Here is a 26152-nt window from a genome sequence, read left to right as displayed (position 1 = left end):
CTCCCTGCTCCCCTGCCCTCTTCCCACTCCCCTGCTCCCTGCTCCTCTGCCTTTTGTACCCAATGCCCAAAGAAAGTTAAGATTCTATTAGGTAATAATGCTATTTGCTAAGTTTTATTACGGCATTGACAGTGAAAACACTAAGCTGACCTTACTTAAGAAAACATCGAGTTAATAGCTAAGATGTTCGCCACAAGTGTATTTATTCATTTTGAATTTTGAATTTTTATGTACGATGTCCTCGATTCTCGCTCTGTCCTAGAAATTTTGCGTCCAGTGGAAGACCCAGAACTCCGCAAAAGTCTGGTGGAACTGAATATGATTCGCAACGTCAAAATTGACGGTGGCAAGGTTAGTTTTACTTTAGTGTTGACCACTCCTGCCTGTCCTTTACGTGAATTTATCGTCGAAGACTGTCAGAAAGCTGTCAAAAAGCTACCGGGTGTTACAGATGTCAGCATAGAAGTAACCGCAGAAACACCCCAACAAAAAAGTTTGCCTGATCGCACTGGTATTTCTGGGGTAAAAAATATTATTGCTGTTTCCAGTGGCAAAGGTGGTGTTGGTAAAAGTACGGTGGCGGTGAATGTAGCAGTGGCTCTAGCTCAAACTGGGGCAAAAGTTGGCTTGTTAGACGCTGATATTTACGGCCCCAACGATCCCACTATGTTGGGTCTAGCTGATGCTCAAATTGTGGTGCGTTCCACTGAAACAGGTGACATTTTGGAACCTGCTTTTAATCACGGTGTCAAATTAGTTTCAATGGGCTTTTTGATTGACCGAGATCAACCAGTCATTTGGCGGGGGCCTATGCTCAATGGCGTAATTCGCCAGTTTCTCTATCAAGTGCAATGGGGAGAACTGGATTATTTGATTGTAGATATGCCACCGGGAACCGGAGATGCTCAGTTAACTTTAACTCAAGCAGTGCCAATGGCCGGGGCAGTAATTGTCACCACACCGCAAACTGTAGCCCTATTAGATTCTCGCAAGGGATTGCGGATGTTCCAGCAGATGAATGTCCCGGTATTGGGGATCGTGGAAAATATGAGCTATTTTATCCCCCCCGATCAACCAGATAAACACTATGACATCTTTGGTTCTGGTGGAGGCTCCAAAACCGCCGCCGAATTGGGAGTGCCATTGCTGGGGTGCGTACCGCTAGAGATTTCCACACGAGTTGGTGGTGACAGTGGTGTGCCCATAGTTGTTGGCGATCCAGATTCAGCTTCGGCAAAAGCATTAACTGCGATCGCTCTTACAATTGCTGGTAAAGTATCAGTTGCTGCGTTGACATAATTAATTTTAATTTCTATCTGCTTCCTGGGCTATGTCCTGGGAATACTAAAGATCGGGTATTGGGAAGAAGCAAAGGAGCAGAGGGCAGGGGGCAGGGGGAAAGAGGTAATGTTATTCTCCTTAATTCCCAATTCCCAATTCCCAACAATTAAAAAAGTCTAAATTGGCACAATGTTATTAAAACGATCGCTCCCCAAAATTCGCTGGAAGTCTTGGGTTAAGCCCTGGCAAAATGTAGATTGGCTACTATTTTGTTTGCCAGTTGCTGTCAGTATCTTTGGTGGCATCATGATCCTCAGTACGGAACTGAAGCAGCCAGTAACTGACTGGTGGTGGCACTGGATGGTAGCGGGTATCGGTGTGCTTATAGCCCTATTTCTATCTCGCATCCGCTACGAACTCTTAATGCAGTGGCACTGGGTAACATACTCACTAACGAATTTCAGCTTAATCGCGGTGATGATTGCTGGTACTAGCGCTAAAGGGGCACAGAGGTGGATTAGTATCGCTGGCTTTAACGTGCAACCCTCAGAATTTGCCAAAGTCGGTATGATCATTACCTTAGCCGCTTTGCTACACAGGCGTACTGCTTCTAGCCTTGAAGGTGTTTTCCGGGTTCTGGCAATTACCGCCATACCTTGGGGATTAGTATTTTTGCAGCCAGATTTAGCAACATCATTGGTATTTGGTGCGATCGTCTTAGGAATGCTTTATTGGGCAAATGCTAACCCAGGCTGGCTAATTCTGCTGATTTCTCCTGTGGTTGCGGCCATTTTGTTTAGTATATCTTGGCCTTTATCAGAGCCGATAATTTTATTCAAAGAACTATCTTTTGGCCCATTAGGAATAGTTTGGTCATTTGCGATGGCTATTTTGGGCTGGCAAACTCTCCCTTGGCGGAGATTTGGTTGCAGTGCGATCGGCTCGTGGACTCTCAATATACTAGGTGGCGAATTAGGAGTCTTCGCTTGGAACCATATTCTAAAACCATATCAAAAAGCTCGACTAACTGTATTCATGGACCCCGATCACGATCCACTCGGTGCTGGGTATCACTTAATCCAATCTCGTATTGCCATTGGTGCTGGTGAAATTTGGGGATGGGGTCTGTTCAAGGGGCCAATGACGCAACTGAATTTTGTACCCGAACAGCATACAGACTTTATTTTCTCCGCAGTCGGAGAAGAATTCGGTTTTGTTGGTTGTTTGTTAGTGCTGTTTGTCTTCTGCTTAATTTGCCTCCGTCTGCTGCATGTTGCCCAAACCGCCAAAGATAACTTTGGTTCCTTGCTGGCTATTGGCGTTTTATCCATGATCGTGTTTCAGGTGATTGTGAACGTTGGCATGACTGTAGGTTTAGCACCTGTGGCAGGAATACCTTTACCTTGGATGAGTTATGGGCGCTCTGCTATGCTGACCAACTTCATTTCCTTGGGAATAGTAGAATCGGTAGCAAATTTTCGCCAAAGGCAGAAGTATTATTGATTCGTCATTAGTCATTTGTAAGAACCAACGACAAATGACTAATAACAAGTATTAAGCTATTAAAAGGAAACAAGCGAGGCTAAAAACATGATTCTGCCTGGAGCAACTGTTCGCGTCAAGAATCCCGCAGATACCTATTATCGCTACGAAGGACTCGTGCAACGACTGACCGATGGCAAAGTAGCCGTATTATTTGAAGGTGGTAACTGGGATAAATTAGTTACCTTTCGCCTGAGCGAATTGGAACTTGTAGAGACCATAGCCGGACGGAAAAAAGCCAAATAAGATTAGTCATTAGTCATTTATCCTTTGTCTTTTGGCAAAAACTAATGACTAATGACCCTTACGGGTGATCCCTCCGGCACGTCTAGGGCGAACGCCAGTCACTCATGGGGAAACCCCCTTGGACTATAGCCTCTCCCTTTGAAAGAAGACAGCGCTGGCTCACCAATGACTAATGACTAAATTACTATGCGCCTCCCCCTACCACAATTTGCTACTGGCGATCGCCATCCCAACCACATTGCGGAGGTGATTGAAACTACTAGTACCGAATTTTTAGCTCAGTGTTTGGAACCAGAAGATTTGAGCTTTCCCTCCATGCCACCCTTTGGTAGTTGGGTTTGCTCTGTGGATGAAGAATCTGGGAATCAAGTTTATGGGGTAGTATATTATGCCACTACCATGCCTATAGATTCAGTACACCGAGCTAGGGCTTTAGGGTTGTCACTGCAAGACTTACGCGAGGAACAACCCCAGATATTTGCCATGTTGAGAACAGAATTTAGAGCTGCGATCGTGGGATTTGAACAATCTTCCCAGAATCAAGGTTATAACCAAAAAATATATCAGTATCTACCACCCCGTCCCCCGCAAATTCATCAAGCTGTTTATCGGTGTGAACCAGAAGCGATCGTTAAATTTACTGAAGAACTAGATTTTTTGCGGACATTGCTTTGTATTAACAGTGCGCCAGTCGAGTCTTTAACCGCAGCTGCTATTCGAGATGTATACCAGTTACGCAAAGCTGACCGAGAATGGCTAATTAAAGCTGGACGTAACCTAAGCGTACTACTTAAAGACGACTACGATCGCTTGCGGTTTATTTTAAGTCAAATCCATCCGTAGGTAGTTAGTTCTTAGACAATTGCCTAGTTAGTGTAAGTTAATATTTTTAATTTTTCGTCAGGTAGCTTGCCCATTTTATATCCATCAGGCGATCGCCCCAAGGTAATCGCAATTTTACCATAGCCCCTTCAATTCCTACCTATGGAACTCATATCACAAGTTCTTGTTCTGGAACCAACTTCCCAAGTTCTTGGCAAGGAACCAATTGTTCCCTTTGCTATTTTGCTGGTGGTTATCTTAGTTATCCCCATCATGTTTGAGCGGCTAAGATTACCAGGATTAGTGGGTTTGGTTTTCTCAGGGCTAGTACTTGGGCCTTCAGGCTGGAATTTATTTCAGTCTGACTCACCAATGATTAACCTGCTATCAGACATTGGGTTAATTTATTTACTTTTTGTCGCAGGGTTAGAAGTTGATCTCGAAAAGTTCCGTCGGCAAAAAAGTCGTGCCTTTGGGTTTGCTAGCTTAACTTTCATTGTCCCCCTGATCATGGGAACCTTAGTAGGGCTCATTTTAGGCTATAGCTGGAATACTTCAATTTTAATTGGCTCTTTATTCACTTCCTATACTCTTTTGGCATATCCCATAATCAGCCGTTTGGGGGTGGTAAACAATGAAGCTGTTACTGTCACCATTGGAGCTAAGATTTTTACAGATATTGGGGCAGTGCTGATCTTAGGCGTTTGTGTAGGCATCGCTCATGCTGGAGCATTCAGCTTTGCTAAACTACTCACCTTGTCGGGTTGGTTAATTATTTACTCTGTTGCCGTTGTGACAGGCTTTGATTGGGCCGGCAAGGAATTTTTCAAGCGGTCTGGAGATGATGAAGGAAACAAGTTTTTATTTGTATTGCTTTCTGTGTTTCTGGCGGCTGTAGGCGCTCAATTAATTGGGATAGAAAAAATTGTTGGTGCTTTTCTAGCAGGTTTGGCGGTGAATGAAGCTGTGGGTGAAGGCCCAGTTAAAGAAAAGGTAGTATTTATTGGCAGTGTGCTGTTTATTCCCATTTTCTTTGTTGACCTTGGCTTACTGATCAATCTACCTGCCTTTGTGAACAACCTGGATACGCTCAAGTTAACGCTGTTGATGATAATCGGTTTGATTGCCAGTAAATTGATCGCAGCTTTATTCACAAAACTGCTTTACCGCTACAAGTGGCAAGAAACGTTAACCATCTGGTCGCTATCACTTCCCCAGGTAGGTACAACCTTAGCAGCTACCCTCGTAGGATATCAGGCCGGATTGCTGCCATTAGAAGTATTACACAGTGTCATTGTCTTAATGGTTGTCACCTCCACCTTGGGGCCGTTGATGACCAGTCGTATAGCTGTTGGGTTGAATTCCTTACAAGTGGAAGCTCCTGCACCACCTCTACCTGACCAGAATGCACTAGAGAGAGATAGCGCTTTTACGATAGTCGTACCTGTCTATAATCCTCATACGGAACAGCATTTAATTGAAATGGCAGCCTTATTAGCGCGTCAGTCTCAGGGAAAAATTATACCACTGGCGATCGCAACTGCTGCGGCTCAGATGGATGCACCACAGTTAGAAGCTTCTTTACAACGCAGTGAGCAGTTATTGACCAAAGCCACGGCACACAGTCGATTATTAGGTGTTACCGCAGAACCAATGCTACGAATTGATGATGCCTTTGCTCAAGGAATTAGCCGAGCCGCCCGCGAACAAAAGGCTAATTTAATTGTGATGGGTTGGGGTAAACGGACTGGGTTACGAGCGCGTTTATTTGGGAATGTGATTGATGGTGTGCTTTGGGCATCCCATTGTCCAGTAGCAGTAACACGTCTAGTAGAATCACCGAAAAAAATTCAGCGCATCTTAGTACCAGTAGAAAACTTAACAGCACCCATATTACAGCCTGTACAATTTGCCCAGATGCTGGCAGAGGCTAATCAGAGCCACATTACTGTGTTAAATGTGTGCGATCGCCGCACGAGTTCCAGTAAAATTGCTTGGAGGCGATCGCATCTCTCCCTAATGGTATCTAATTTAGCTTTGGCTAATGCTCCAGAAATTCAAATTATCGCTCATGAAAATGTTGCCCAAGCAATTTTGCAGGCAGCACGATTATATGATTTAGTCGTTTTACCTTTTATACGCAATCGTACCAGTCCTGGAGGGTTAGCCATTAGCGATGTTACAACCCAGTTAGCCAGACAACTAACCTGCTCCATTGTCATGCTTGGAGAACCGCAGCGCACCCAAACCACAAACGCAGTTATGTCTAACACGGTTAATAGTATCACATCTGCTGTATAATATCAAGCAGATGATTTTAGTCTATCTGAGTGAACTGGGGCTGCGATCTGTATTGAAAAAAAGCTTTGCAACAAAAGAATTGACTGTAAGAATATATAGATATTCCTACGGTCAATTCTTTGCTGCTTTGCATCCAATTGAGAACAGCAATAGCCGTAAAAACAATTTATATTATTGAAGATTTGATGAACTTTAAGTAGAAGACTAACAATATTGAGACTAAGTTTGTTATTTTTCTAGTTAAATTGTTAAAAAAGCAGGTAAAAACATCACAAGACTATAACCATAGCAAAATAAGTAAGTTCAATAACACTTTTTGATTAAGCCTTGTTCTTTTTTGAGTTCTGTATTTTTGTCCCCAAGCTGGGTAATCTAAAAGTAAGTGCAATAGGTACTGAAAATATTTGTAAGTAACTGGGAAACTATGAGAATTTTGGTGACGGGCGGTGCTGGGTTCATTGGTTCCCATCTCATCGACCGATTAATGACCGATGGGCATGAATTAATATGCTTGGATAACTTTTACACTGGCCATAAACGTAACATTCTTAAATGGTTAGGTCATCCGTATTTTGAAATGATCCGCCACGATATTACCGAACCAATTCGGTTAGAAGTGGATCAAATTTACCATTTAGCTTGCCCTGCTTCACCAGTACATTACCAGTACAACCCAGTTAAAACCGTTAAGACTAACGTCATGGGAACCCTGAATATGTTGGGGCTGGCTAAACGTGTGAAAGCTAGATTTTTCTTGGCTTCAACTAGTGAAGTATACGGTGATCCAGAAGTTCATCCCCAAACTGAAGAGTATAGGGGTAGCGTCAATCCCATTGGTATACGTTCATGCTACGACGAAGGTAAAAGAATTGCTGAGACTTTAGCATTTGATTACTACAGACAAAATAAAGTTGATATTCGAGTTGTGCGGATATTTAACACCTACGGCCCAAGAATGTTAGAAAACGATGGTCGGGTAGTAAGCAATTTTATAGTTCAAGCCTTGCGAGGCAATCCTTTAACTGTTTATGGCGATGGTTCGCAAACTCGGAGTTTTTGCTACGTTTCTGATTTGGTAGAAGGATTCATCCGTCTGATGAATGGCGACTATGTTGGCCCAGTAAATTTGGGTAATCCTGGTGAATACACAATTTTACAATTGGCGCAAGCTGTGCAGAACATGATCAACCCAGACGCACAGATTAAGTTTGAGCCACTACCTTCGGACGATCCCCGTCGTCGCCAGCCTGATATTACTAAGGCAAAGACTTTGTTAAATTGGGAACCTACCATTCCTCTGCAAGAGGGGTTAAAACTGACAATAGAAGATTTTCGCGATCGCATTCAAGGCGATGTCAATAATTCAACCAACTAAGTAGCGCCTAGCGTTGCTCTGAATTTTTATGCAGGCTCACCCAAAGGGTAGCTGGTATGCTTAGTTACTGAGTTTTCTAACTGTGTGTTAAGTGTCATATTGATAACTTCTTTTTGAAGACTACACCAAAAAAAATTAGGGAGTTAAAGAATGCGTGTTTGCGTGATTGGTACTGGCTATGTTGGTTTAGTTACAGGTGCTTGCTTGGCTCATATTGGGCATGATGTAATTTGCGTAGACAACAACGAAGAAAAAGTTAAGTTAATGAAGTCTGGACAGTCCCCAATTTTTGAGCCGGGACTCTCAGAAATTATGCAGTCTGCCATTCAAACACAGAAGATTCATTTTACAAGCGATCTTGCTGCTGGAGTTTCCCACGGTGAAATTCTGTTTATTGCTGTGGGAACACCACCTTTGCCCACTGGTGAAAGTGATACTCGTTACGTTGAAGCTGTAGCCCGTGGGATTGGCGAAAATCTCAACGGTGGTTATAAGGTGATAGTGAATAAGTCTACAGTCCCCATTGGCTCAGGTGACTGGGTGCGGATGCTTGTTCTAGATGGTGTTGCAGAGCGGCAGAAAACACTGATACCCGCAGGTGGAGTGCCGAGTGATGAGAAATTACCTGAATTTGTAGCCGAGTTTGATGTAGTCAGCAATCCAGAGTTTTTGCGCGAAGGTTCGGCTGTTCACGACACCTTTAACCCCGATCGCATTGTACTAGGAGGCAATAGCCAAAGAGCAGTAGCCTTAATGCAACAACTGTATGCCCCGATTGTGGAACGCAAGTACGCTGAGGATCAATCTTTACCCCCAGTGCCAATTCTGGCAACAGACCTGAGTTCGGCGGAGATGATTAAATACGCCGCTAATGCCTTTTTAGCCACTAAGATTAGTTTTATTAACGAAGTTGCTAATATTTGCGATCGCGTCGGTGCTGATGTCACCCAAGTAGCCAAAGGTATTGGTTTAGACTCCCGCATTGGTAACAAGTTTTTACAAGCTGGTATCGGTTGGGGTGGTTCCTGCTTTCCCAAAGATGTCTCGGCTCTAATTCATACTGCTGATGACTATGGTTATGAAGCCCAGTTACTAAAATCTGCCGTTAGTGTTAACGAACGCCAACGTTTGATTGCTCTGGAGAAACTCCAACAAGTTCTAAAAATTCTCAAAGGTAAAACAGTCGGACTACTCGGACTGACCTTCAAACCAGATACCGACGACTTGCGCGATGCTCCAGCCCTCATTTTAATTGAGCAGCTAAACAGACTAGGAGCCAAAGTTAAAGCTTACGATCCTATTATTTCCCAAACAGGTATGCGTCATGGGCTTTCTGGCGTGTTAGTAGAAACCGATGCCGAAAGATTAGCTGACGGCTGCGATGCCTTAGTACTCGTCACCGAATGGCAGCAGTTCAGCACTCTCGACTATGTGAAGATGGCAAAATTGATGGCCCACCCCGTTATCATCGATGGTCGTAACTTCCTCGACCCTGAAACACTGATCCGCGCTGGATTCCAATATGTAGGCGTGGGAAGATAGAAAGTTCAGAGTTAGGAATTATCAATAAAAATTAATTACAACCTATAATTAATAACTCCTAACTCGCTTCAAAACCTAAATATTTAAACTACCGCCTAGAATTCTCTAGGCGGTATTTAATTTGTTTAAAGCTTCACTTTACTTTGTACTTTTACGTGAAAACATCATAATTAAGCGCTATGCGGAATACGTTCAATTTCAGCATATCCACTGAAAATAAGTTTTTGACCTTCAGTTTCTAGCCTGTTGAGCCGCATTTTCACTCCATCAAGGTCAAAACGATCCAAATCAACCATATTATCTAAAATTTCTACCAGCGCTACGCTCAAGGTTTGCGAAATTTCTCGTTGTGCTTCTGGCACTTGGTCAAGTTGAATTTTCGGATCTTTGAAAGAAACTCGCCGCCGCCTTTCAATACCTACAGTTAAAATCATGCTCAGGGGTACGAGTTCGCCATTGTTTAAATCTGCTTTTGCTACAAGCTGTAAGCGATTTTCTGGCAATAGCTGTATCTGAACATCCGTAAAGGAGACTGGTTCTCCGCCAGATAATTCTGTCAGTGATGGCACGCTGAGGTTAAGCAAGCGCTTTTTCACCAGTTCCGCATTAAAGGCTTGGTTTATCCCTGCTTCTGATAAAATTACTTGAGCGATCGCTTGAGTGGGTTGCTTAAGACTGAGTTTGCCCTTTAAAACCGAGCCGAAGTCAATAGCCACCGCATCAGTTTCAAAAGACATCTCTTCTACTGCGAAATCTCTCCGAATCACCAAGCCACGACCGCTCATTTTGAAGCTATCAATGCTGCCTTGCAAGAGCTTGCTGGAGGGGTAGCAGCGCACAAAGACTTCTACTGACTCGCTTTGGGTAAACAGGTGGCGAATCGTTTGGCTGGCGACCGTGTTGAGCATCCGCTCACCCCAATCTGTGCCTTTAGGATCTTGTAAACCAGTAAGTCCGCCGAACATGTGGTTTTGGGTCTCTAGAAGTTCTTTGTACTTTTGTAACAAATCGTGAAGAATACAGCAAGCGATCCCGTGATTAATTGTGCTGATGGGTAGGAGTTGGATAACTGATGATTAGAAGTTCACTGTGTCAAATATTACTTTGAATGAGTTGGAATAATCAAACTAAGTTATTGCTAAGATTCTCACCAGTACTAAATATAATACAGCTAAATATTCTAGAACTTGCCAAGCAGGGTAATACAAATGCAAATGCGATTAACACTCTGGAGTAAGTGTATATTTTTCAATCAAAATCAAAAAGTATGATTGATTTGGTTGAAGAAGGGGAATTTTGCCCATAGCTGCATAATTGATAATTAAGTTTTTAACATACCATCAGATTTTCAAACGGATACTGATTTTTCCAACGGTAAGCATTAAAATCTCTGAAATCTATAGACAAAATTCTTCCATGTCCCAGATGTTCTCCCAAAACTACTAACGAAGCATCGGCCAGATCCATTGGTAAGTTCGCATATTTTTCCATCAGTTCACAAATGCGTTTACCATGATGGGGTTGCAAATCAAAAACCGTAAAAGCCCCTAAAAATAAGTTATTAATGAAACTTACTTGGGCGTGGTTTCCCATCTTTGTTAGCAGTAAATAACAAGTCTCTGTAACGACAGCCCAAGTAGTAATCAGAGGTTCGTTGACATTGGCAAGTACTGTTATTGCTTGAGTGTGGTACAAGTCATTGCGATTCGCCAATGCTAACCAAAAGCCAGTATCAACAATAATCATACTTAGCTTTCAAGCCATCTCTCAAAATTGATTTGTAATTTACAGATAGATCCGGATGTGTCTCACCGCAACCAATAAAGCCTGTTTGGGTGAGCATTGAGAAAGGATTCTTTTGCTCCTGCTGAAGCTGCTGGTAGTACAATTCGAGGGCAGATTTAATTACATCTGTTACTGCCTGATTAGTCTGCTGTTGAATAAAGGCTAGTTTGTCAGCATACTCGTCATCTAATCGCGCATTAATTCGCATGGTTAGGTTCGTTTGTCATACAAATGTATGACAAAGATAACATACCTTCTACCTCGTCAACAACTTGCGTCGCAGATTATCCAGTGCTGCATTCGCACTGACATGACGAATTAGAGCGCGGCCTCTCACTGTACCAAACTGATATTCAAAACTTGTCACTTCATCCTTTGGCCCAGCTAAACCAACGTAAACTAAACCCACTGGCTTTGTATCTGTCCCTCCAGTTGGGCCAGCAATACCAGTAATACTCAATCCCCAAGTTGTTGCAAGGCGAGTTTTGATTCCAATTGCCATTTGCTCTGCAACAGTTGCACTTACCGCCCCAAATTTATCTAAATCTTCCTGGTTAACCCCCAGCAGCTTAACCTTCACCGAATTGTCATAAGAAATTACTCCACCCCAAAAGTAATCAGAACTTCCAGAAATTTCGGTCAACATTTGCCCTAAACCGCCACCAGTGCAAGATTCTGCCACTGAAAGCGTTTCTTTTGATGCCCGCAATAATTCACCGACAACGGAAGCAAGAGTATCATTATTAACGCCGTAAAAATCTAGTCCGGCAATTTCTTTAAGTTGTTTCTCAATGGGCGCAATTAGTTCTTCTGCGGCGGCTTCAGAAGTTGCTTTAGCAGAAACTCGCAATCTTACTTCCCCTTTACCTGCGTAAGGCGCTACTGTGGGATTTGGCAACTTCAAATAGGAAGAAACTTTTTCCGCCAAAGCAGATTCACCAATACCCCAAAACTTTAAACTCCGGCTGTAAATAATTTCTTTACCCCAACCTTGACTTTTGAGAAATGGAACAGCTGTTTCTTCCCACATTGGGTACATTTCACTGGGAACACCGGGAAAGGTAAAAATTGTGATTTCAGGACGGGGTTGCCAAATGATACCGGGTGCTGTTCCTGTGGGGTTGGGGAGAATTTCTGCACCTTGGGGAATCAAAGCCTGTTTGCGGTTACTTGGTGACATAACCCGACCTCGTTGGGCAAATTTCTGGGTTATGTCTTCGATAATTTCTGGGTTTTCTACCAAAGGGGTTTTAAAAAAATCGGCGATGGTTTCGCAGGTGAGATCATCTGGTGTGGGGCCGAGTCCACCAGTGAAAATGAGAATTTGCGCTCTGGAAATAGCAATTTCTATAACTTGCTTCAACCGTTCTGGATTATCCCCAACTACTGTTTGATAGTAATGGGGAATACCTAGCTGCGCTAATTGTTGCGCCAAATATTGAGCATTGCCGTTGAGGATATCTCCCAACAACAGTTCAGTACCAACACAAATAATTTCTGCACTCATTGGAATTGAAAATTGGGAATGGGGAATGGGGAATTGGGAATGGGGAATTGGAAATGGGGAATTGGGGAAGAAGAACTATTTACCAATGCCCTATGCCCTATGCCCCATGCCCAATTATGCTAGTGCTGGTACAGGAATTTCCAGGTGAGGATATAAGGGGAAGCGATCGCACAATGCTGCTACCCGTTGCCGACAATCTTGGGTTACTACGTCGGAATCTGGAGAAAGCAGGCGATCGCTAATAATATTTGCAATCTCGGTAAATTCTGCTACTCCTAAGCCCCGCGTGGTCATTGCTGGCGAACCTAACCTCAGACCACTGGTAACAAATGGCGATTGTGGATCGAAGGGAATAGTATTCTTGTTAGCAGTAATATTTACAGTGCTGACTAGCTGATCTGCCTGTTTACCAGTTAGATTAACAGAACGTAAATCCACGAGAAGTAAATGGTTGTCAGTGCCATTTGACACTAATTTTAAACCCCGATTTTGTAGTTGTTCTGCCAAAGCACGAGCATTTTCAATTACTTGAGCAGAATAAGTTTTAAACTCAGGCTTTAGGGCTTCTCCAAAAGCCACTGCCTTACCAGCAATGACGTGTTCCAATGGCCCGCCCTGAGTACCAGGAAAAACAGATTTATCTAGTTTTTTACCTAGTTCTGCATCGCTGGTCAAGATTAAACCACCTCTAGGGCCGCGGAGAGTCTTATGTGTAGTTGTTGTCACTACATGACAATGAGGAATGGGATCGGGGTGAAGACCACTAGCAACTAAACCAGCGATATGAGCAATATCGGCAAGTAAGTAAGCACCGACTTCATCAGCAATACTACGGAATTTTTCAAAATCAATTATCCGGGGATAAGCCGAATAACCACAAATCAAGAGCTTAGGACGCTCCCTCAGCGCCAGCTCCCGAATTTGGTCATAGTCAAGTTGTTCTGTTTGTTGACTGACACCGTAGTGGCTAACTTGGAACCACTTACCTGAGACATTTACAGGTGAACCGTGGGTAAGATGTCCCCCGTGAGACAAATCCATCCCCATAATTTTGTCCCCTGGTTGCAGCAGCGACAGGAAAACAGCAAAATTGGCTTGTGCGCCAGAATGGGGTTGGACATTTGCATGAGCAGCGCCAAATATCTGTTTAGCACGATTGATTGCTAGTTGCTCGATTTTGTCAACATACTCACAACCGCCATAGTAGCGTTTACCAGGTAATCCCTCGGCATATTTATTTGTCAGTACTGAACCTTGAGCCGCCAGTACAGCAGCAGAGGTAAAGTTTTCGCTAGCAATCAACTCCAAGTGATCTCGCTGGCGTTGTAGTTCGTCGTTGATTAACTCCGCGATCGCTGGATCGGTGGAGGAAAGAAAGTCTGAATTAGTCCTAGTCACTTCAATTATCCTTATGGAAATTTGTACAACGGCTGATTTTGGTTTGGCACAGCACCTAACAGCTTTTATAGAGGCGATTAATCGTCTCCGTATTCTAGAAGTTTGTTTGTGCCAACTTATTTATTATTAGGCGTAAGCTTGATTAATGCATTAATTATCATAACGTTGCTTTTTGAAGCTGCACCAAATAACACTTCTGACGACACCGATAGCGTAGCGTAAAGCCTGCGGCATGGCTTCTCTACGAGAGGCTGCGCCAACGCTTAGAGCGACGCAGAAGCGTCATAGCCAGTCTGAGACATCGCTCCTCGGTTGGACAAAAAGCTGAACGCTTGGGCAATTAACTGTCGGTAATACAACCCTTGCGGAACATGGCTAAGAACCTCTACCCTGGGAAACTTAAGCAGTCAGAATTGTGAAAAAATGAAAAATCCTGTGAAACTTACCTTTGGCAATGGACAAACAGCATTAGCTATTAGAGTTGATCAACAAGCCGAATTACCAGATGCTCTTGAGCGAATAGGGCTTGGCGGTTCGCATTCTATTTTAGTAGTGGTAGGGGGTGCAAGTAAAATCAGCGAAGCCGATTTTCTCCGGATTAAACGGTTGTTTACGGAAGTTTTAGCCCCTATAGCCGAAAGTTTGGGTGCTTATGTTGTCGATGGAGGTACGGATGCGGGAGTTATGCAATTGATGGGTGAGGCTCGTACCCAGATAGGTGCTAAGTTTGCTTTGATTGGTGTAACACCTGAAAACAAAGTGGCTTTACCTAATCAACAAGAACCTGGTGCTGATTTGACACCGTTAGAGCCAAGCCATACTCATTTTGTACTGGTTCCTGGCGATAATTGGGGCGACGAATCACCTTGGATATCTGACGTTGCAACTATGCTGGCCAATAATGCACCTTCAGTAACTGTACTTTTAAACGGTGGTGAGATCACCTTTGATGATGCGTTTTATAGCGTTAATACTGGAAGGTTAGTTGTTGTGATTGCTGGTAGTGGTAGAACCGCAGATATCCTTGCCGATGCCTTGCGTGGAGAGGGTACTGATGAGCGAGCTAAAAAGTTAGCAAAATCTGGTATATTACAATACGTCAATTTGATTGACATAGAGAATGGGGTTAAAAATTTAGGACAAATAATTAAAGATTTGCTTTCTAAGCAGGAGTGAATAATGGCAAAAAAAGATAGTTATCAGGAATTTTTAAAGGAAGATTTTAACAAGTTATTTGAAGGTATGAATTTAGGCGATGGGCAAAAGCATTTTTTGCGATCGCGCTGGTTAGAGCAAGTACTTTGGATGGAAGGTAAAGCTAATTTATCACGCGATCGCCATTATTTTTTGCGTATAACAACTATTATTGGCGGTGTAATTCTCCCAGCACTGGTAAGTTTAAACATTAACACTACTTCTAATTTACAAGTTAACAATAGGGCCAGAAATATCATTATCTGGTCAACTTTTGGTTTGAGTCAAATTGTTGCTATTAGTGCTGCCATTGAAGAGTTTTTTCATTACGGTGAACGTTGGCGACATTATCGTCGTACAGTCGAATCTTTGAAAACCCAAGGGTGGCAATTCTCCCAGTTGACAGGCCCTTATCGTGATTATACAAACCACCAACAGGCGTTTAATCTTTTTGCGGGTAATGTAGAAGATGTTATTCAACGAGATGTTGAAATATATTCGACTCAAGTTATACAAGAAAAAAAAGAAGAACAAAAGAGCCAGGAAAACTATATCCTGATGCCAAATGCGAAGATAACCAATTTAGAAGAAAAGAAAGAAGAAAAATAAAATCGGAAAAACAAGATATTGTGAGAGTTAGAAGTTGAATTTGCTCTATTTACATACTTTTTTACGAATTACATTAGCAATTTGGAAGCGTCATTAAAAATTATTTTCACGAAGGTTAGGGATAATCAAGGATTAAACTAAGCTAATTGATTTGAAATAACTCTCATCTGCGTTGCTGCAGCCATCGATTTTTTAAATAAACTCTCCCCCGTTAGATAAAAACATGAGGAGAGCTAGAACAAAGTTCGGTAGGGTAATCGGGCTACTTAAGTTTTTATTATTTTTAGACTTGATCTTATTCCTCCTAAAGACAGATAAATATTTCATTGGAATTCCATGTTGGTAGCTTTTGAAAAAAAATTCCCCATTTCTAGATAGAAATGGGGAAATAGGAGTTAAAGTTCGTCAGGTGATCGGAATATCTGTTTATTTTGTCCTGATACTATCTTTCTCAATTCCTCCGTTAGATAGAGAAATACTCTCTCAAAATATTCAACTATGTGTCTCTTAGCACTGTCAGGTTAAATTTGGAATTTTGAATCTTTCAATTCCATTATCCAAAATTCCAAATTCAGTGAGTTAATTAACCGCCTTTAGGTACAATCTCTCCAGGCCCGGCGGTGACAATTACCAGATTTTCCGGCTTAATTAAATCCTCAATTGCCTGTTGCATCTGAGCCATAGTAACTGCTTGAATCCGTCGGGGAAAGTCTCGGATTTCTGATCGTGAAAGTCCCAAGACAGCATTATCCAAAATGATGCTTGATACATTACTGGGATTAGCTAAATCCACGGGGTAGCTATTAGTAAGTGAGCGTTTTGCCGTATTGAATTCAGCCTCAGTTACTCCTTGTTCGCGCAATTGTTTAAGTAAAGCGAGAGTACTGGCGATCGCTTTTTGGGTATCTCCAGGAGCAGTCTGCATCTGAATCAAGAATGGGCCGGGATTGATGCCGGCGGCAAAACCACTATAGATACCGTAGGTTAGACCGAGGCGATCGCGCACTTCCGTACCTAAACGGCTCGATAAGGTATCACCACCCAAAATTTGATTCAGTATCAATGCCGCATAATAACGCGGGTCTTTGCGAGAGATGCCGTTGTAGCCGATGTAGGTAACAGCCTCAGCTTTACCAGGAATTATTTTGCTAAAACGTGTCGAAGTTTGCGGTAATGGCACGGATGATATTTTCAGCAAAGGTGGCTTACCTGTGGCTTGCCATGTGCCAAATGCCTGATTCAGCAAAGTTTTTAACTTAACTGGATCAAAGTCTCCAACTATTGCGATCGTTGTGTTATCTGGTCGGTAGTGTGTCTGATAAAAGCCAAGTAAATCATCACGACTAATGCTTTTTAAGCTCTCGAATGTGGGAAAGCTATGAAATGGATGATTTTCAGGATAAATTGCCTGCTGAAATACTTGTCGTCCTAGCCCTCTAGGATCATCTAGCTGGACTTTAAGGCTTGTCAGTGCCCGTTGACGGCTCAATTCTAGCTGATCAGCGGGGAAAGTTGCGTTTTCTAACACATCTGCCAGAGTTTGAATCAATATCGGCAGGTTCTTTGAAAGTGCTTCACCGCTAACGTTCACTCCCTCACGGCTAGCACTGAAGCTCAAATCGGCTCCCAGGTCTTCTAAGGTTTTTGCTAGGGTAAGAGCATTTTTAGTCTGCGTCCCATTCATTAAGTTGGCCGCAGTCAGATTCGCTAATCCAGCTTTTTGATTACCGTCAAATTCAGTACCAGCGTCAATTTGTCCACTTAGGTTAATGGTGGGGAGGCTGCGATCACGTAACAACAAAACCCGCAAACCATTATTTAAGGTAAACTCTTCTGGTAGCGATTGTTTGGCCGAATCTGTAGCTGATGTGGCAGATGGGAGATATTTAGCTAGTTCTGCCGGATCTACAGGTTTACCGGGGCTGAAATTTTCTACTGTGCGACCAGAACCAGCGCTAGAAGTCCCTGGTTTCCCATCCGGTTGAGTCGGCTCAAAGAAACCGATGGTTTGTTTAGCCGGATTTAAGTAAGTTTTCGCTACTTTTTGTACTTGGGCTGGGGTGACTTTAGCGATCGCAGCGAGATACTGTTCTATAAAATGATAATCGCCCGCGATCGTTTGGTTATATCCGAGTTGGCTAGCCTGACTAGTAATATCTTGATTACCCAAGATATACGAAGCTTGCAGTTGTGTCTTCGCCCGGTTCAATTCTTCTGTGGTGACAGGCTGCTGTTGCAATTTTCCTAAAGATTCCTGAAGCACCTGGGCAATTTTACTTAACTCTTGACCTGGAGCCGCCGTAGCATTAATTTCATACCAACCTGGTTCGATGAGTTCGGCAGCACCGCCACTTACTGAACTGGCAAGTCCAGATTCTACCAAAGCCTGGTAAAGTCTAGAGCTACGTCCACCTGTGAGAATGGCATCCATCACATCAATTGCCGGCACATCAGGATGCTTGATGTCTGGTAAAGGATACACTGCTTGTAGTAGTGCCGTGCTTCCCGGTTGCTTCAGGACGATAGGTGCTTTTTTAGCAACAGGGGCAACTGGAGAAGATGGAGCGACATTTCTCCTTACATTGCCCTGTTGCGATCGTTTTGCCAATTTCCCATAAGTTTCTTTAACAACTTTGAGTACAGGTTCTGTTGCAAAATCCCCCGTAATTACTAACGTGGCATTTTCTGGGCTGTAGTAGGTTTGATAATAATTCCGTACCTGCTCCACCGTGAATTTCTCTACATCAGCTTTTGTGCCTCCCACGGGTAAGCCATAAGCTCTGTTAGGGAAAGCATCTCGCATTACTGCCCGACTCAGACGATAGCCTGGTGAATTTTCGTACCCTTGTAACTCCGAGATCACCACTCGCTTTTCACTTGTGAGTTGTTCAGACCCAACTAAGGAATTTTCCATGCGATCGGCTTCCAGTGTCAACAATGCTTCGAGTCTGTCTCGTTGCACTGTGCCAAAATAAGCTGTTTCGTCATAACTAGTAAAAGCATTGAACTGGCTACCCAAGGCACTAAACAATCTTCCAAACTGTACTGGACGGGCAGTTGTACCCTTGAACATCAAATGTTCTAGCTGGTGAGAAATACCATTTTCTCCCTTAACCTCGTTACGGGAACCAACTTTATACCAAACTTGCACACTCACCACTGGAGCAGTATGGACTTCCTTGGTTAGCACTGTTAAGCCATTGTCCAACACCGTTTTTTTAACCCCTTGGGTGAATGAGGCCGCAGATACAGGTGCGACTGCTGTCGGTGTTGCAGCATTTATGAAATTGCTCGAAAAAGGCAAAAAAGTTAGGAGCAGACTCAGAAAAAAACCTATAAACATATATGAACGTAACTTCATAAGCAATGCCAAATGCAAACTTTCTAATTTTGAAGAAGAATTCAGAAGCAAAGCCGGGGACTCCGCAACTCCGGTCACAATCAATTAGTAAGGGACTTGCTAACTCTGTGTTATCCACCAGTTGTACAGCATTCATTCTGTAGCTTGCTTCCCTGAAAGGGTATTCTGACTCCTGAATTCTGTTTTGATAAAACAAAAGCTTAGTACCACTTCGTGGAAGTGAGAAGACTTAACATTCTCAGCTTTTTTAACATTTTTAATGGTAGCTTTATTTTTCCTATGCCGTAATAGTCGGTTTTCATGTTGACTTATTTGCAATACACTTACAAGCAATAGTCCACAATAATGGTATAAAAAGTTTTGTTGCTATCCTATAACACTTATTTTATCTTTTCAAGCTAGATATAAATTTAGGTACTGTTACTAATTATTTTAATTATATTAACAACTATTGCAATGTGTTCCATTTGACAAGTGTTCTGTGTTGGCCTCTGCTGTCTCAAACTCTAATTACGTAATATTATCCGCCTGTCAATAGGGTTTGAGACGCGCTAACCCTGCCTAATAGGAATTTTATTTGATTGCAATAAAAACCATTTCAGGCAACGCCGATTGTACCTACTAGTTTCAATCCCTAATAGGGATTTTATTTGATTGCAATCGTCTGCCTTAGTACCTGTTGCGTCGGATTTTGGTAGTTTCAATCCCTAATAGGGATTTTATTTGATTGCAATTCCAGAGAAAAGTGATTAAGTGGGAGCCAAAGTTTGTGTTTCAATCCCTAATAGGGATTTTATTTGATTGCAATTTTGCTTTTGTAGCGATCGCCCTCCCCACACTCAAGTTTCAATCCCTAATAGGGATTTTATTTGATTGCAATCTGAGTCTGCAATTAGATTTAAACTCTTTTCACCAGTTTCAATCCCTAATAGGGATTTTATTTGATTGCAATTTCATGTTTTTATGCACAAACCATTCGGCTCTAGGAGTTTCAATCCCTAATAGGGATTTTATTTGATTGCAATTCGAGTTGAACTATTTTATCTTTAAGTGTTTCCCGTTTCAATCCCTAATAGGGATTTTATTTGATTGCAATTTGAATTTCTTGGGAAGCAAAAGCATTAGTACTGTTTCAATCCCTAATAGGGATTTTATTTGATTGCAATGAGTAGAACTTGATGCAGTTGCTATTAAAAAAGGGTTTCAATCCCTAATAGGGATTTTATTTGATTGCAATAATAGCGTCACCAGTGCGATCGCTACTGTTTCTCGTTTCAATCCCTAATAGGGATTTTATTTGATTGCAATTTTACTCAATCCAAATACTAATCGTGGGATATCTCTGTTTCAATCCCTAATAGGGATTTTATTTGATTGCAATTTCTTTGCCATTGTTCCTTTTGCTTGAGTGTACTGTTTCAATCCCTAATAGGGATTTTATTTGATTGCAATTACTATGTAGTATTTCCTAGTGTATACAACCAGTTTCAATCCCTAATAGGGATTTTATTTGATTGCAATAATATGGTTAGAAGAAAGAAGAAAAGCATTGACAAGTTTCAATCCCTAATAGGGATTTTATTTGATTGCAATTCTGTAGTATTAGTGTTTGCCCAAGACAATAAAGTTTCAATCCCTAATAGGGATTTTATTTGATTGCAATTTTTTAGTCATCTTCTCAAGTTTTTTTCTAGAAGTTTCAATCCCTAATAGGGATTTTATTTGATTGCAATTTAACTTGTTCATCCGAATACGGATTAAATTTAGTTTCAATCCCTAATAGGGATTTTATTTGATTGCAATGCCTTCCTAAGAGTCGCCTAGCGATCCTTTTAATGGTTTCAATCCCTAATAGGGATTTTATTTGATTGCAATTTTTTTACTTCCGCCCAGAAGGATTTTATCAAGTTTCAATCCCTAATAGGGATTTTATTTGATTGCAATCCGATGGTATAGGCGAGGTATTGGGCTAGCGTTGTTTCAATCCCTAATAGGGATTTTATTTGATTGCAATCTCTACGGCACATTTACACCAAATTAAATCACTATGTTTCAATCCCTAATAGGGATTTTATTTGATTGCAATTGTTTCAGGAGTCACGAAAAAAAGATATAGTAGGTTTCAATCCCTAATAGGGATTTTATTTGATTGCAATGTTGTTCTTTCACCGTTAATGTCTCCAAACTTTTCGTTTCAATCCCTAATAGGGATTTTATTTGATTGCAATATGAAAGCACCGTGTCGGGGGTGGTCTGGCATAAGTTTCAATCCCTAATAGGGATTTTATTTGATTGCAATGTTGCTGTTTCTATGGCTACTACCCGATTATCCGAGTTTCAATCCCTAATAGGGATTTTATTTGATTGCAATGAGCAACTTACCCGCCGGAAGTGCGCCAGGAGCTAGTTTCAATCCCTAATAGGGATTTTATTTGATTGCAATTTGCTTGGTTGAGTATGCGGGCGGCATACGCACGTTTCAATCCCTAATAGGGATTTTATTTGATTGCAATGCTGCCACCCTAGCAGCAATCATTAACTCACTGCATGTTTCAATCCCTAATAGGGATTTTATTTGATTGCAATTCAAGGAAGAACTAGAGTCCCTGTTTACCCCTGAGGTTTCAATCCCTAATAGGGATTTTATTTGATTGCAATGGAATTGCGTTTACTAGTGGGATAGTAGATTTATGGTTTCAATCCCTAATAGGGATTTTATTTGATTGCAATTTATGTTGCCGGATTCAATAATCGCTCAAATGTAGTTTCAATCCCTAATAGGGATTTTATTTGATTGCAATAAGATTAAATACAACGACGGTAAGCAAGGGCTTGGTTTCAATCCCTAATAGGGATTTTATTTGATTGCAATTTATTGCTTGGGCTAGCTAAAACTATCCAGCCACGTTTCAATCCCTAATAGGGATTTTATTTGATTGCAATGGCGACATAACCAACAACGTCGTAGGGTTTTTCCTGTTTCAATCCCTAATAGGGATTTTATTTGATTGCAATTTGCCCTGCCACATCTTCAAAGCGCTTGATGTGGCGTTTCAATCCCTAATAGGGATTTTATTTGATTGCAATTTCCAGCTTCCGTCTCACGGGAAATATGATCCAAGTTTCAATCCCTAATAGGGATTTTATTTGATTGCAATCGCTGGCATTTGAAAGCTTTGTGTTATTTGGTTTTCAAGGTTCAAGAGCGCGGACAAAAAAATCATAACATGAAGAGTGGCAATGTGTCATACGAAAATCGCTGAAAGTCAGTCCACATAAGGTGCGCGGATGTCTTCAAGATTCTACAGTCGTCAAGTCTTTGCATACACGCAATTCAGCCATGTTTGTAGTCACCTCTTCACCAACACCTACCCATTCGCGCACTTGACAAAAAAACTAGTCTGATTGCAAAGCGGTTCACGAGCCATGAGCTTACTACAGACTTTCTTTGATTTCTAGCAAAAACAATTGCCACCTCTCAAATCTCTGCATTTTACTTTTAACGCTCAATTCCGTTATAAAACTTAAATTTTTTCCTTAGCAGCTAACATCTGTAAAATCTTTTCTACATGATCCAACTCTCCAACGATTCGCCGAATTGGGTGCGGCCAAACTTTGACAAGGGTAGGAGTTGCAGAAACTTGATTGAGTTCTGCTTGTTCTGGGTGACTTAAAACATCAATTACTTTCAGAGTATAAGGATGTCCGAGCGATCGCTCCAACAATTCGTGTAAATTTTGCAGAATGCGTTCGGTTGTACTGCTATGTCCTGCAACAAACAAGCGAAGAACATAGCCTTGTGTGATGACTTCCTTTTTTTGTACTATTACCGGCTGGTGGTATTTTGGCACAGGTTCAGAAAGGTCTAGACGAACAATTAAATCGTGATCTTCCCAAAGCTGCCCAAATGAAGAACGATAAGATGTTAATACCATGCGATCGCACAACCCTTCTTGCCAAGGAGCTGCTTGCCATACTAACTCCCCTGTACCAAAAATGGCATTAAGCAAAGCTTGATGTCTAATTACAGCCGGATAAGCTTCAGCAAAAGTTCGCACTTGTTGAGTGCGCGGATCTAACCAGTGGTCAATAGTCGCAGTATAACAAGGCACTAAAAAGTGCGGTGGCTCTGGCAAATCTAGAATTTCTTGCAAAGCCGAACACAAATGCAAATGCCATCGACCTTGTTTGCTAGGGTCGATGCAGTAAATTAAATCTCCTCCAGGTGTAAATAGGGCAATGCCTTTAAACAACTGGGGTGTAGATAGTTTGTTTGTTGTCAAGTTATTCACAAAGGCTAGGAAGCTAAAAGTAAAAATTCTTTCTTTTACCTTTTACCTTAGCTATAACCGCAACCAGGATGACAAAGATATTTGGGAGTGGGGGCAATACTTCTCGGTTAAGGGGAAAAGGGGAAGGGGGAAGGGGAAAGAAAAAACCTTTAACCCTTACCCTTTTCCCTTTACCCAAAATCCGATTCCGAATTAAAAATGCACAAAGCGAGAAGTATTGGGAGTGGGGGATAAGGGAGCAGGGGAGGCAGGGAGAGAATTCGTAACTCCTAACTCTTCACGGGCTAAACGCCCCGCTACCGCTAACGGAACTGTTTTGCCCAATGCCCAATTCCCCATACCCAATGCCCAATCTTAAACTCTACCTCGGAGAAACTGTGCCATTTCATTAGGAGTTGGCGACATTTCCAAAGCAGTTTCTTCAGTGATGCGACCGTCTTGATAGAGATTGAGCAATGACTGATTCATCGTAATCATGCCGTCAAAGCTAGCTTGTTTCATCAACTCGCCAATTTCATCATACTTACCGTCTTTGATCCATTCTTTAATAGCCTCAGTATTGATCAGCACATCGTGGAAAGCAGCTCGCTTCCCGTCAGTTGTGCGGCACAAACCTTGAGCAATTACCGCTACTAAAGACTCAGAAATTGCTACTCGCATTGCATCCTGTTCGTCACCAGAGTAGAGGTTGAGAATCCGTTCAATGGTTTTAACCGCGCTATTGGTGTGTAGGGTTCCCATGACCAAGTGACCAGTCTGAGCAGCTTTTAGGGCGGTGTTAACTGTTTCCTTATCCCGCATTTCCCCCACCAGAATCAAATCTGGATCTTCCCGCAAAGCTGCTTTCAAAGCGTTGTCAAATTTCCGGGTATGCATTCCCACTTCCCGTTGTTTGACTAAAGATTTGCGGCTTTGATGGATAAATTCGATTGGGTCTTCAATGGTAATGATATGCTTGGCCATCTCCTTATTGATGTAGTCAACCATCGCTGCCATTGTGGTGGACTTACCAGAACCAGTGGGTCCAGTTACCAAAATTAAACCTTTGTGGTGATGACAAATATCCCGAAAAACTGGGGGTAATCTCAACTGTTCCATAGTTAAGATTTTCAGAGGAATCAACCGCAACACCATCGCAGGTCCTCTAAGAGTGCCAAAAACATTAATCCGCACGCGAGCAAAGTCATATTGAGTTGCTCCGTCAAATTCTAAGTGTTCTTCAAAGCGCTGAATTTCCGCCTCACTCATTACCTCCCGCAACCAATTCATAAAAGCTTCTTTACTTACTTCTGGATAATCCCATGATTGAATTTCTCCTCGGGTACGGAAGCGGGGTACTTCACCGACACCTAAGTGCAAGTCAGAATATCCTTGATCGTAAGCTTCCCTAATTAACTTCTCTAAAGTGGGCCCAGCACTGCTGGTTTTAGGGAGAACTGAAGTAGGTATTGGCGGTGGACTAACCGGACGATGACCTGCAACAGGTGTGTTGGTACTCCTATCCATTGACATATCCAATGTTTGTGTCATCTGCCTCTGCGTACTAAAGGTTGGCGGAGGTGGTGGCATTGGGGGCATTGGGGGCAAGTTACGTTCGGTAACAGGGCTAGAATTTGATGGAGACTGTGATTCTGTCATATATCTTCACATTTGGCAGGTAAAAATTTGAATCAGTGAGAAGTCAAATCACTTACTTGGATGACTTTTGGAAAATGCTTGCGTACAAGCCCTAATGGTGATGGGAGGCGATTGAAAATTTAGAACCACGGTCAATCCATTTCATCCACCTAAACTGGTATCTTTTTTTCCTAAGATTCCGCTACTCAGAAAATTTAGAAAAATTATTTAACCTATATATAATGGTTAACACACCTAATAGCTTAGAACGCCTCAGCAAAAATCCAGAGATTGTATAGTGCTTTATAATACTTTGAATAAAATATGAATATTCTCAGCCATTAGATGAGAAATTTATCTTGGGCATGAATACAGATTGCCAGCAATTAACAGCATAAATACTAACTATTCATTTATTCAGCCTATCTATCAATTATGAGAAGCGCTATCAATTTTTATAAGAAATGTTAAGCTTAGTAGGAACAATATCTGGGGATCAACGTTAAAAGCCCATACCTTTTAGGTTATATGCCTGAAGACAGATGCAGAAAACAAGTTATTCTAATAGATAGAAACTTGATTTTATATCCACAATTACAAAAAACTAACTGTAAACTTTAGTAAACAAATGCTCATTTTCCCGATTAGTTTTTATATACTGAATTTCACTGAGAAACAAATCAGTTAACTCGCCAAAAGCGAGATATGACTGAAATTAAAATTTGCTGTGTATTTTTTGGGAGGAAAAGTCATGGTTTCTGCTCAAAGCTCTAATCTAGGAAAGACCTACTCCTTGTTGATGATTAAAAGCTTTTTAATATGGACTTTTACATTAGCAGTATGCTTGTTGGTTGTGGGTTTTCCATTAGTTGTCTTGATGGCTACGGTTGGATGTCTGTTATCGATCATCTTGCAATCTGTGATGCCTGTTAGTGCTGTTTTGCTTGTAGCAGGTGCTTTAATCATGTTTAATGTCATGGCAGTTGTATTTGCTGCGGGTGTGCTAACTATTAAAGGAGTTCATCCCAGTGAAGTTAAATGGTTAAGCTGGTTACATGGAGAGGCAGACCAAATGCAGACTACTGTTTATGCTGCTTGCCCTTTAACTTGTGAGATTAAAATGTAATCATCACAGGTGAATACGACAAACAGTGCGTCTGCCCGGTTAAGCCGGGTTTTTTCATGCTCTTTAATAATGATGTGATTACAATTGAATTCGATATACAGTTCATCTACCCGATCAAGCCGGGTTTTTTCATGCTTTTTATGATTTGTGTAAT

General features: G+C 41.9%; 19 protein-coding genes and 1 CRISPR repeat array. Of the genes, 11 read left to right on the top strand and 8 right to left on the bottom strand.

All coding sequences use genetic code 11. The annotated features are described in order from the left end of the window. Positions 1–228 precede the first annotated feature (228 nt). The 7 genes from H6G86_RS04060 to H6G86_RS04030 all read left to right on the top strand — a co-directional run bounded on the left by H6G86_RS04060 (position 229) and on the right by H6G86_RS04030 (position 9109). Positions 229–1299, top strand: a complete 1071-nt coding sequence (locus H6G86_RS04060) for an Mrp/NBP35 family ATP-binding protein (protein WP_163933343.1) — start codon at positions 229–231, stop codon at positions 1297–1299. Positions 1300–1470: 171 nt separating this feature from the next. Then, positions 1471–2784 carry a rod shape-determining protein RodA gene (rodA, locus tag H6G86_RS04055; protein ID WP_190933231.1) on the top strand — a complete coding sequence of 438 codons (1314 nt, stop codon included), beginning with the start codon at positions 1471–1473 and terminating at the stop codon, positions 2782–2784. Positions 2785–2871: 87 nt separating this feature from the next. After that, positions 2872–3069, top strand: a complete 198-nt coding sequence (locus tag H6G86_RS04050) for an NAD(P)H dehydrogenase subunit NdhS (protein ID WP_012411449.1) — start codon at positions 2872–2874, stop codon at positions 3067–3069. A 186-nt stretch (positions 3070–3255) separates the two neighbouring features. Next, positions 3256–3912: an HAS-barrel domain-containing protein gene (locus H6G86_RS04045; RefSeq protein ID WP_190933230.1), complete on the top strand. Its 657-nt coding sequence runs from the start codon at positions 3256–3258 to the stop codon at positions 3910–3912. Positions 3913–4053: 141 nt separating this feature from the next. Further along, entirely contained in the window at positions 4054–6192 is a 2139-nt protein-coding gene (locus tag H6G86_RS04040; protein WP_190933229.1) for a cation:proton antiporter domain-containing protein, read from the top strand. A 424-nt stretch (positions 6193–6616) separates the two neighbouring features. Beyond that, the gene (locus H6G86_RS04035; RefSeq protein WP_190933228.1) at positions 6617–7567 is read left to right on the top strand and encodes a UDP-glucuronic acid decarboxylase family protein; all 951 of its coding nucleotides are present in this window, start codon (positions 6617–6619) and stop codon (positions 7565–7567) included. A 150-nt stretch (positions 7568–7717) separates the two neighbouring features. Next, entirely contained in the window at positions 7718–9109 is a 1392-nt protein-coding gene (locus H6G86_RS04030; RefSeq protein WP_190933227.1) for a UDP-glucose dehydrogenase family protein, read from the top strand. Between the two features lie 170 nt (positions 9110–9279). Here H6G86_RS04030 and H6G86_RS04025 read toward each other — a convergent pair whose 3' ends face one another. From H6G86_RS04025 to glyA, 5 genes are all read right to left on the bottom strand, one after another. Further along, positions 9280–10074 (bottom strand): LmeA family phospholipid-binding protein, encoded by a 795-nt coding sequence (locus H6G86_RS04025; protein ID WP_190933226.1) that lies wholly within the window; start codon positions 10072–10074, stop codon positions 9280–9282. A 364-nt stretch (positions 10075–10438) separates the two neighbouring features. Continuing rightward, the gene (locus H6G86_RS04020) at positions 10439–10855 is read right to left on the bottom strand and encodes a type II toxin-antitoxin system VapC family toxin (RefSeq protein ID WP_190933225.1); all 417 of its coding nucleotides are present in this window, start codon (positions 10853–10855) and stop codon (positions 10439–10441) included. After that, the gene (locus H6G86_RS04015; RefSeq protein WP_190933224.1) at positions 10842–11102 is read right to left on the bottom strand and encodes a CopG family transcriptional regulator; all 261 of its coding nucleotides are present in this window, start codon (positions 11100–11102) and stop codon (positions 10842–10844) included. The genes H6G86_RS04020 and H6G86_RS04015 overlap by 14 nt, the downstream gene beginning before the upstream one ends. Before the next feature lie 48 nt (positions 11103–11150). Then, positions 11151–12401: a competence/damage-inducible protein A gene (locus H6G86_RS04010; RefSeq protein ID WP_190933223.1), complete on the bottom strand. Its 1251-nt coding sequence runs from the start codon at positions 12399–12401 to the stop codon at positions 11151–11153. Between the two features lie 114 nt (positions 12402–12515). After that, positions 12516–13799 (bottom strand): serine hydroxymethyltransferase, encoded by a 1284-nt coding sequence (glyA, locus tag H6G86_RS04005; RefSeq protein ID WP_190933222.1) that lies wholly within the window; start codon positions 13797–13799, stop codon positions 12516–12518. Positions 13800–14222: 423 nt separating this feature from the next. Here glyA and H6G86_RS04000 point away from each other — a divergent pair, with 423 nt between their 5' ends. Both H6G86_RS04000 and H6G86_RS03995 read left to right on the top strand, forming a co-directional pair. Next, positions 14223–14975 (top strand): TRP family putative cation channel, encoded by a 753-nt coding sequence (locus tag H6G86_RS04000; RefSeq protein WP_190933221.1) that lies wholly within the window; start codon positions 14223–14225, stop codon positions 14973–14975. Between the two features lie 3 nt (positions 14976–14978). Beyond that, positions 14979–15602 (top strand): DUF4231 domain-containing protein, encoded by a 624-nt coding sequence (locus tag H6G86_RS03995; protein WP_190933220.1) that lies wholly within the window; start codon positions 14979–14981, stop codon positions 15600–15602. Positions 15603–16185: 583 nt separating this feature from the next. Here the strand turns inward: H6G86_RS03995 and H6G86_RS03990 are convergent. Both H6G86_RS03990 and H6G86_RS03985 read right to left on the bottom strand, forming a co-directional pair. Continuing rightward, positions 16186–18945: a M16 family metallopeptidase gene (locus tag H6G86_RS03990; protein ID WP_242064684.1), complete on the bottom strand. Its 2760-nt coding sequence runs from the start codon at positions 18943–18945 to the stop codon at positions 16186–16188. 569 nt (positions 18946–19514) lie between these two features. Then, a CRISPR array of direct repeats spans positions 19515–22121; the repeat unit is 37 nt; unit sequence GTTTCAATCCCTAATAGGGATTTTATTTGATTGCAAT. Between the two features lie 366 nt (positions 22122–22487). Then, on the bottom strand, positions 22488–23255 hold the full coding sequence (locus tag H6G86_RS03985) for a circadian clock KaiB family protein (protein ID WP_442936480.1): 768 nt from the start codon (positions 23253–23255) through the stop codon (positions 22488–22490). 223 nt (positions 23256–23478) lie between these two features. Between H6G86_RS03985 and H6G86_RS39430 the strand changes: the two genes are divergently transcribed. Beyond that, a complete protein-coding gene (locus H6G86_RS39430) occupies positions 23479–23613 on the top strand; it encodes a hypothetical protein (RefSeq protein ID WP_277883537.1) in 135 nt (44 codons plus the stop codon). Here H6G86_RS39430 and H6G86_RS03980 read toward each other — a convergent pair. Next, a complete protein-coding gene (locus tag H6G86_RS03980; RefSeq protein ID WP_190933217.1) occupies positions 23610–24893 on the bottom strand; it encodes a type IV pilus twitching motility protein PilT in 1284 nt (427 codons plus the stop codon). The genes H6G86_RS39430 and H6G86_RS03980 overlap by 4 nt on opposite strands. 730 nt (positions 24894–25623) lie before the next feature. Between H6G86_RS03980 and H6G86_RS03975 the strand changes: the two genes are divergently transcribed. Next, positions 25624–25998 (top strand): hypothetical protein, encoded by a 375-nt coding sequence (locus H6G86_RS03975; protein ID WP_163939121.1) that lies wholly within the window; start codon positions 25624–25626, stop codon positions 25996–25998. The last annotated feature ends 154 nt before the right edge of the window (positions 25999–26152 follow it).

The sequence above is a fragment of the Nostoc sp. FACHB-133 genome (genome assembly GCF_014698055.1).
GTDB lineage: Bacteria > Cyanobacteriota > Cyanobacteriia > Cyanobacteriales > Nostocaceae > Nostoc.
This window is presented reverse-complemented; position numbering and strand designations above follow the sequence as displayed.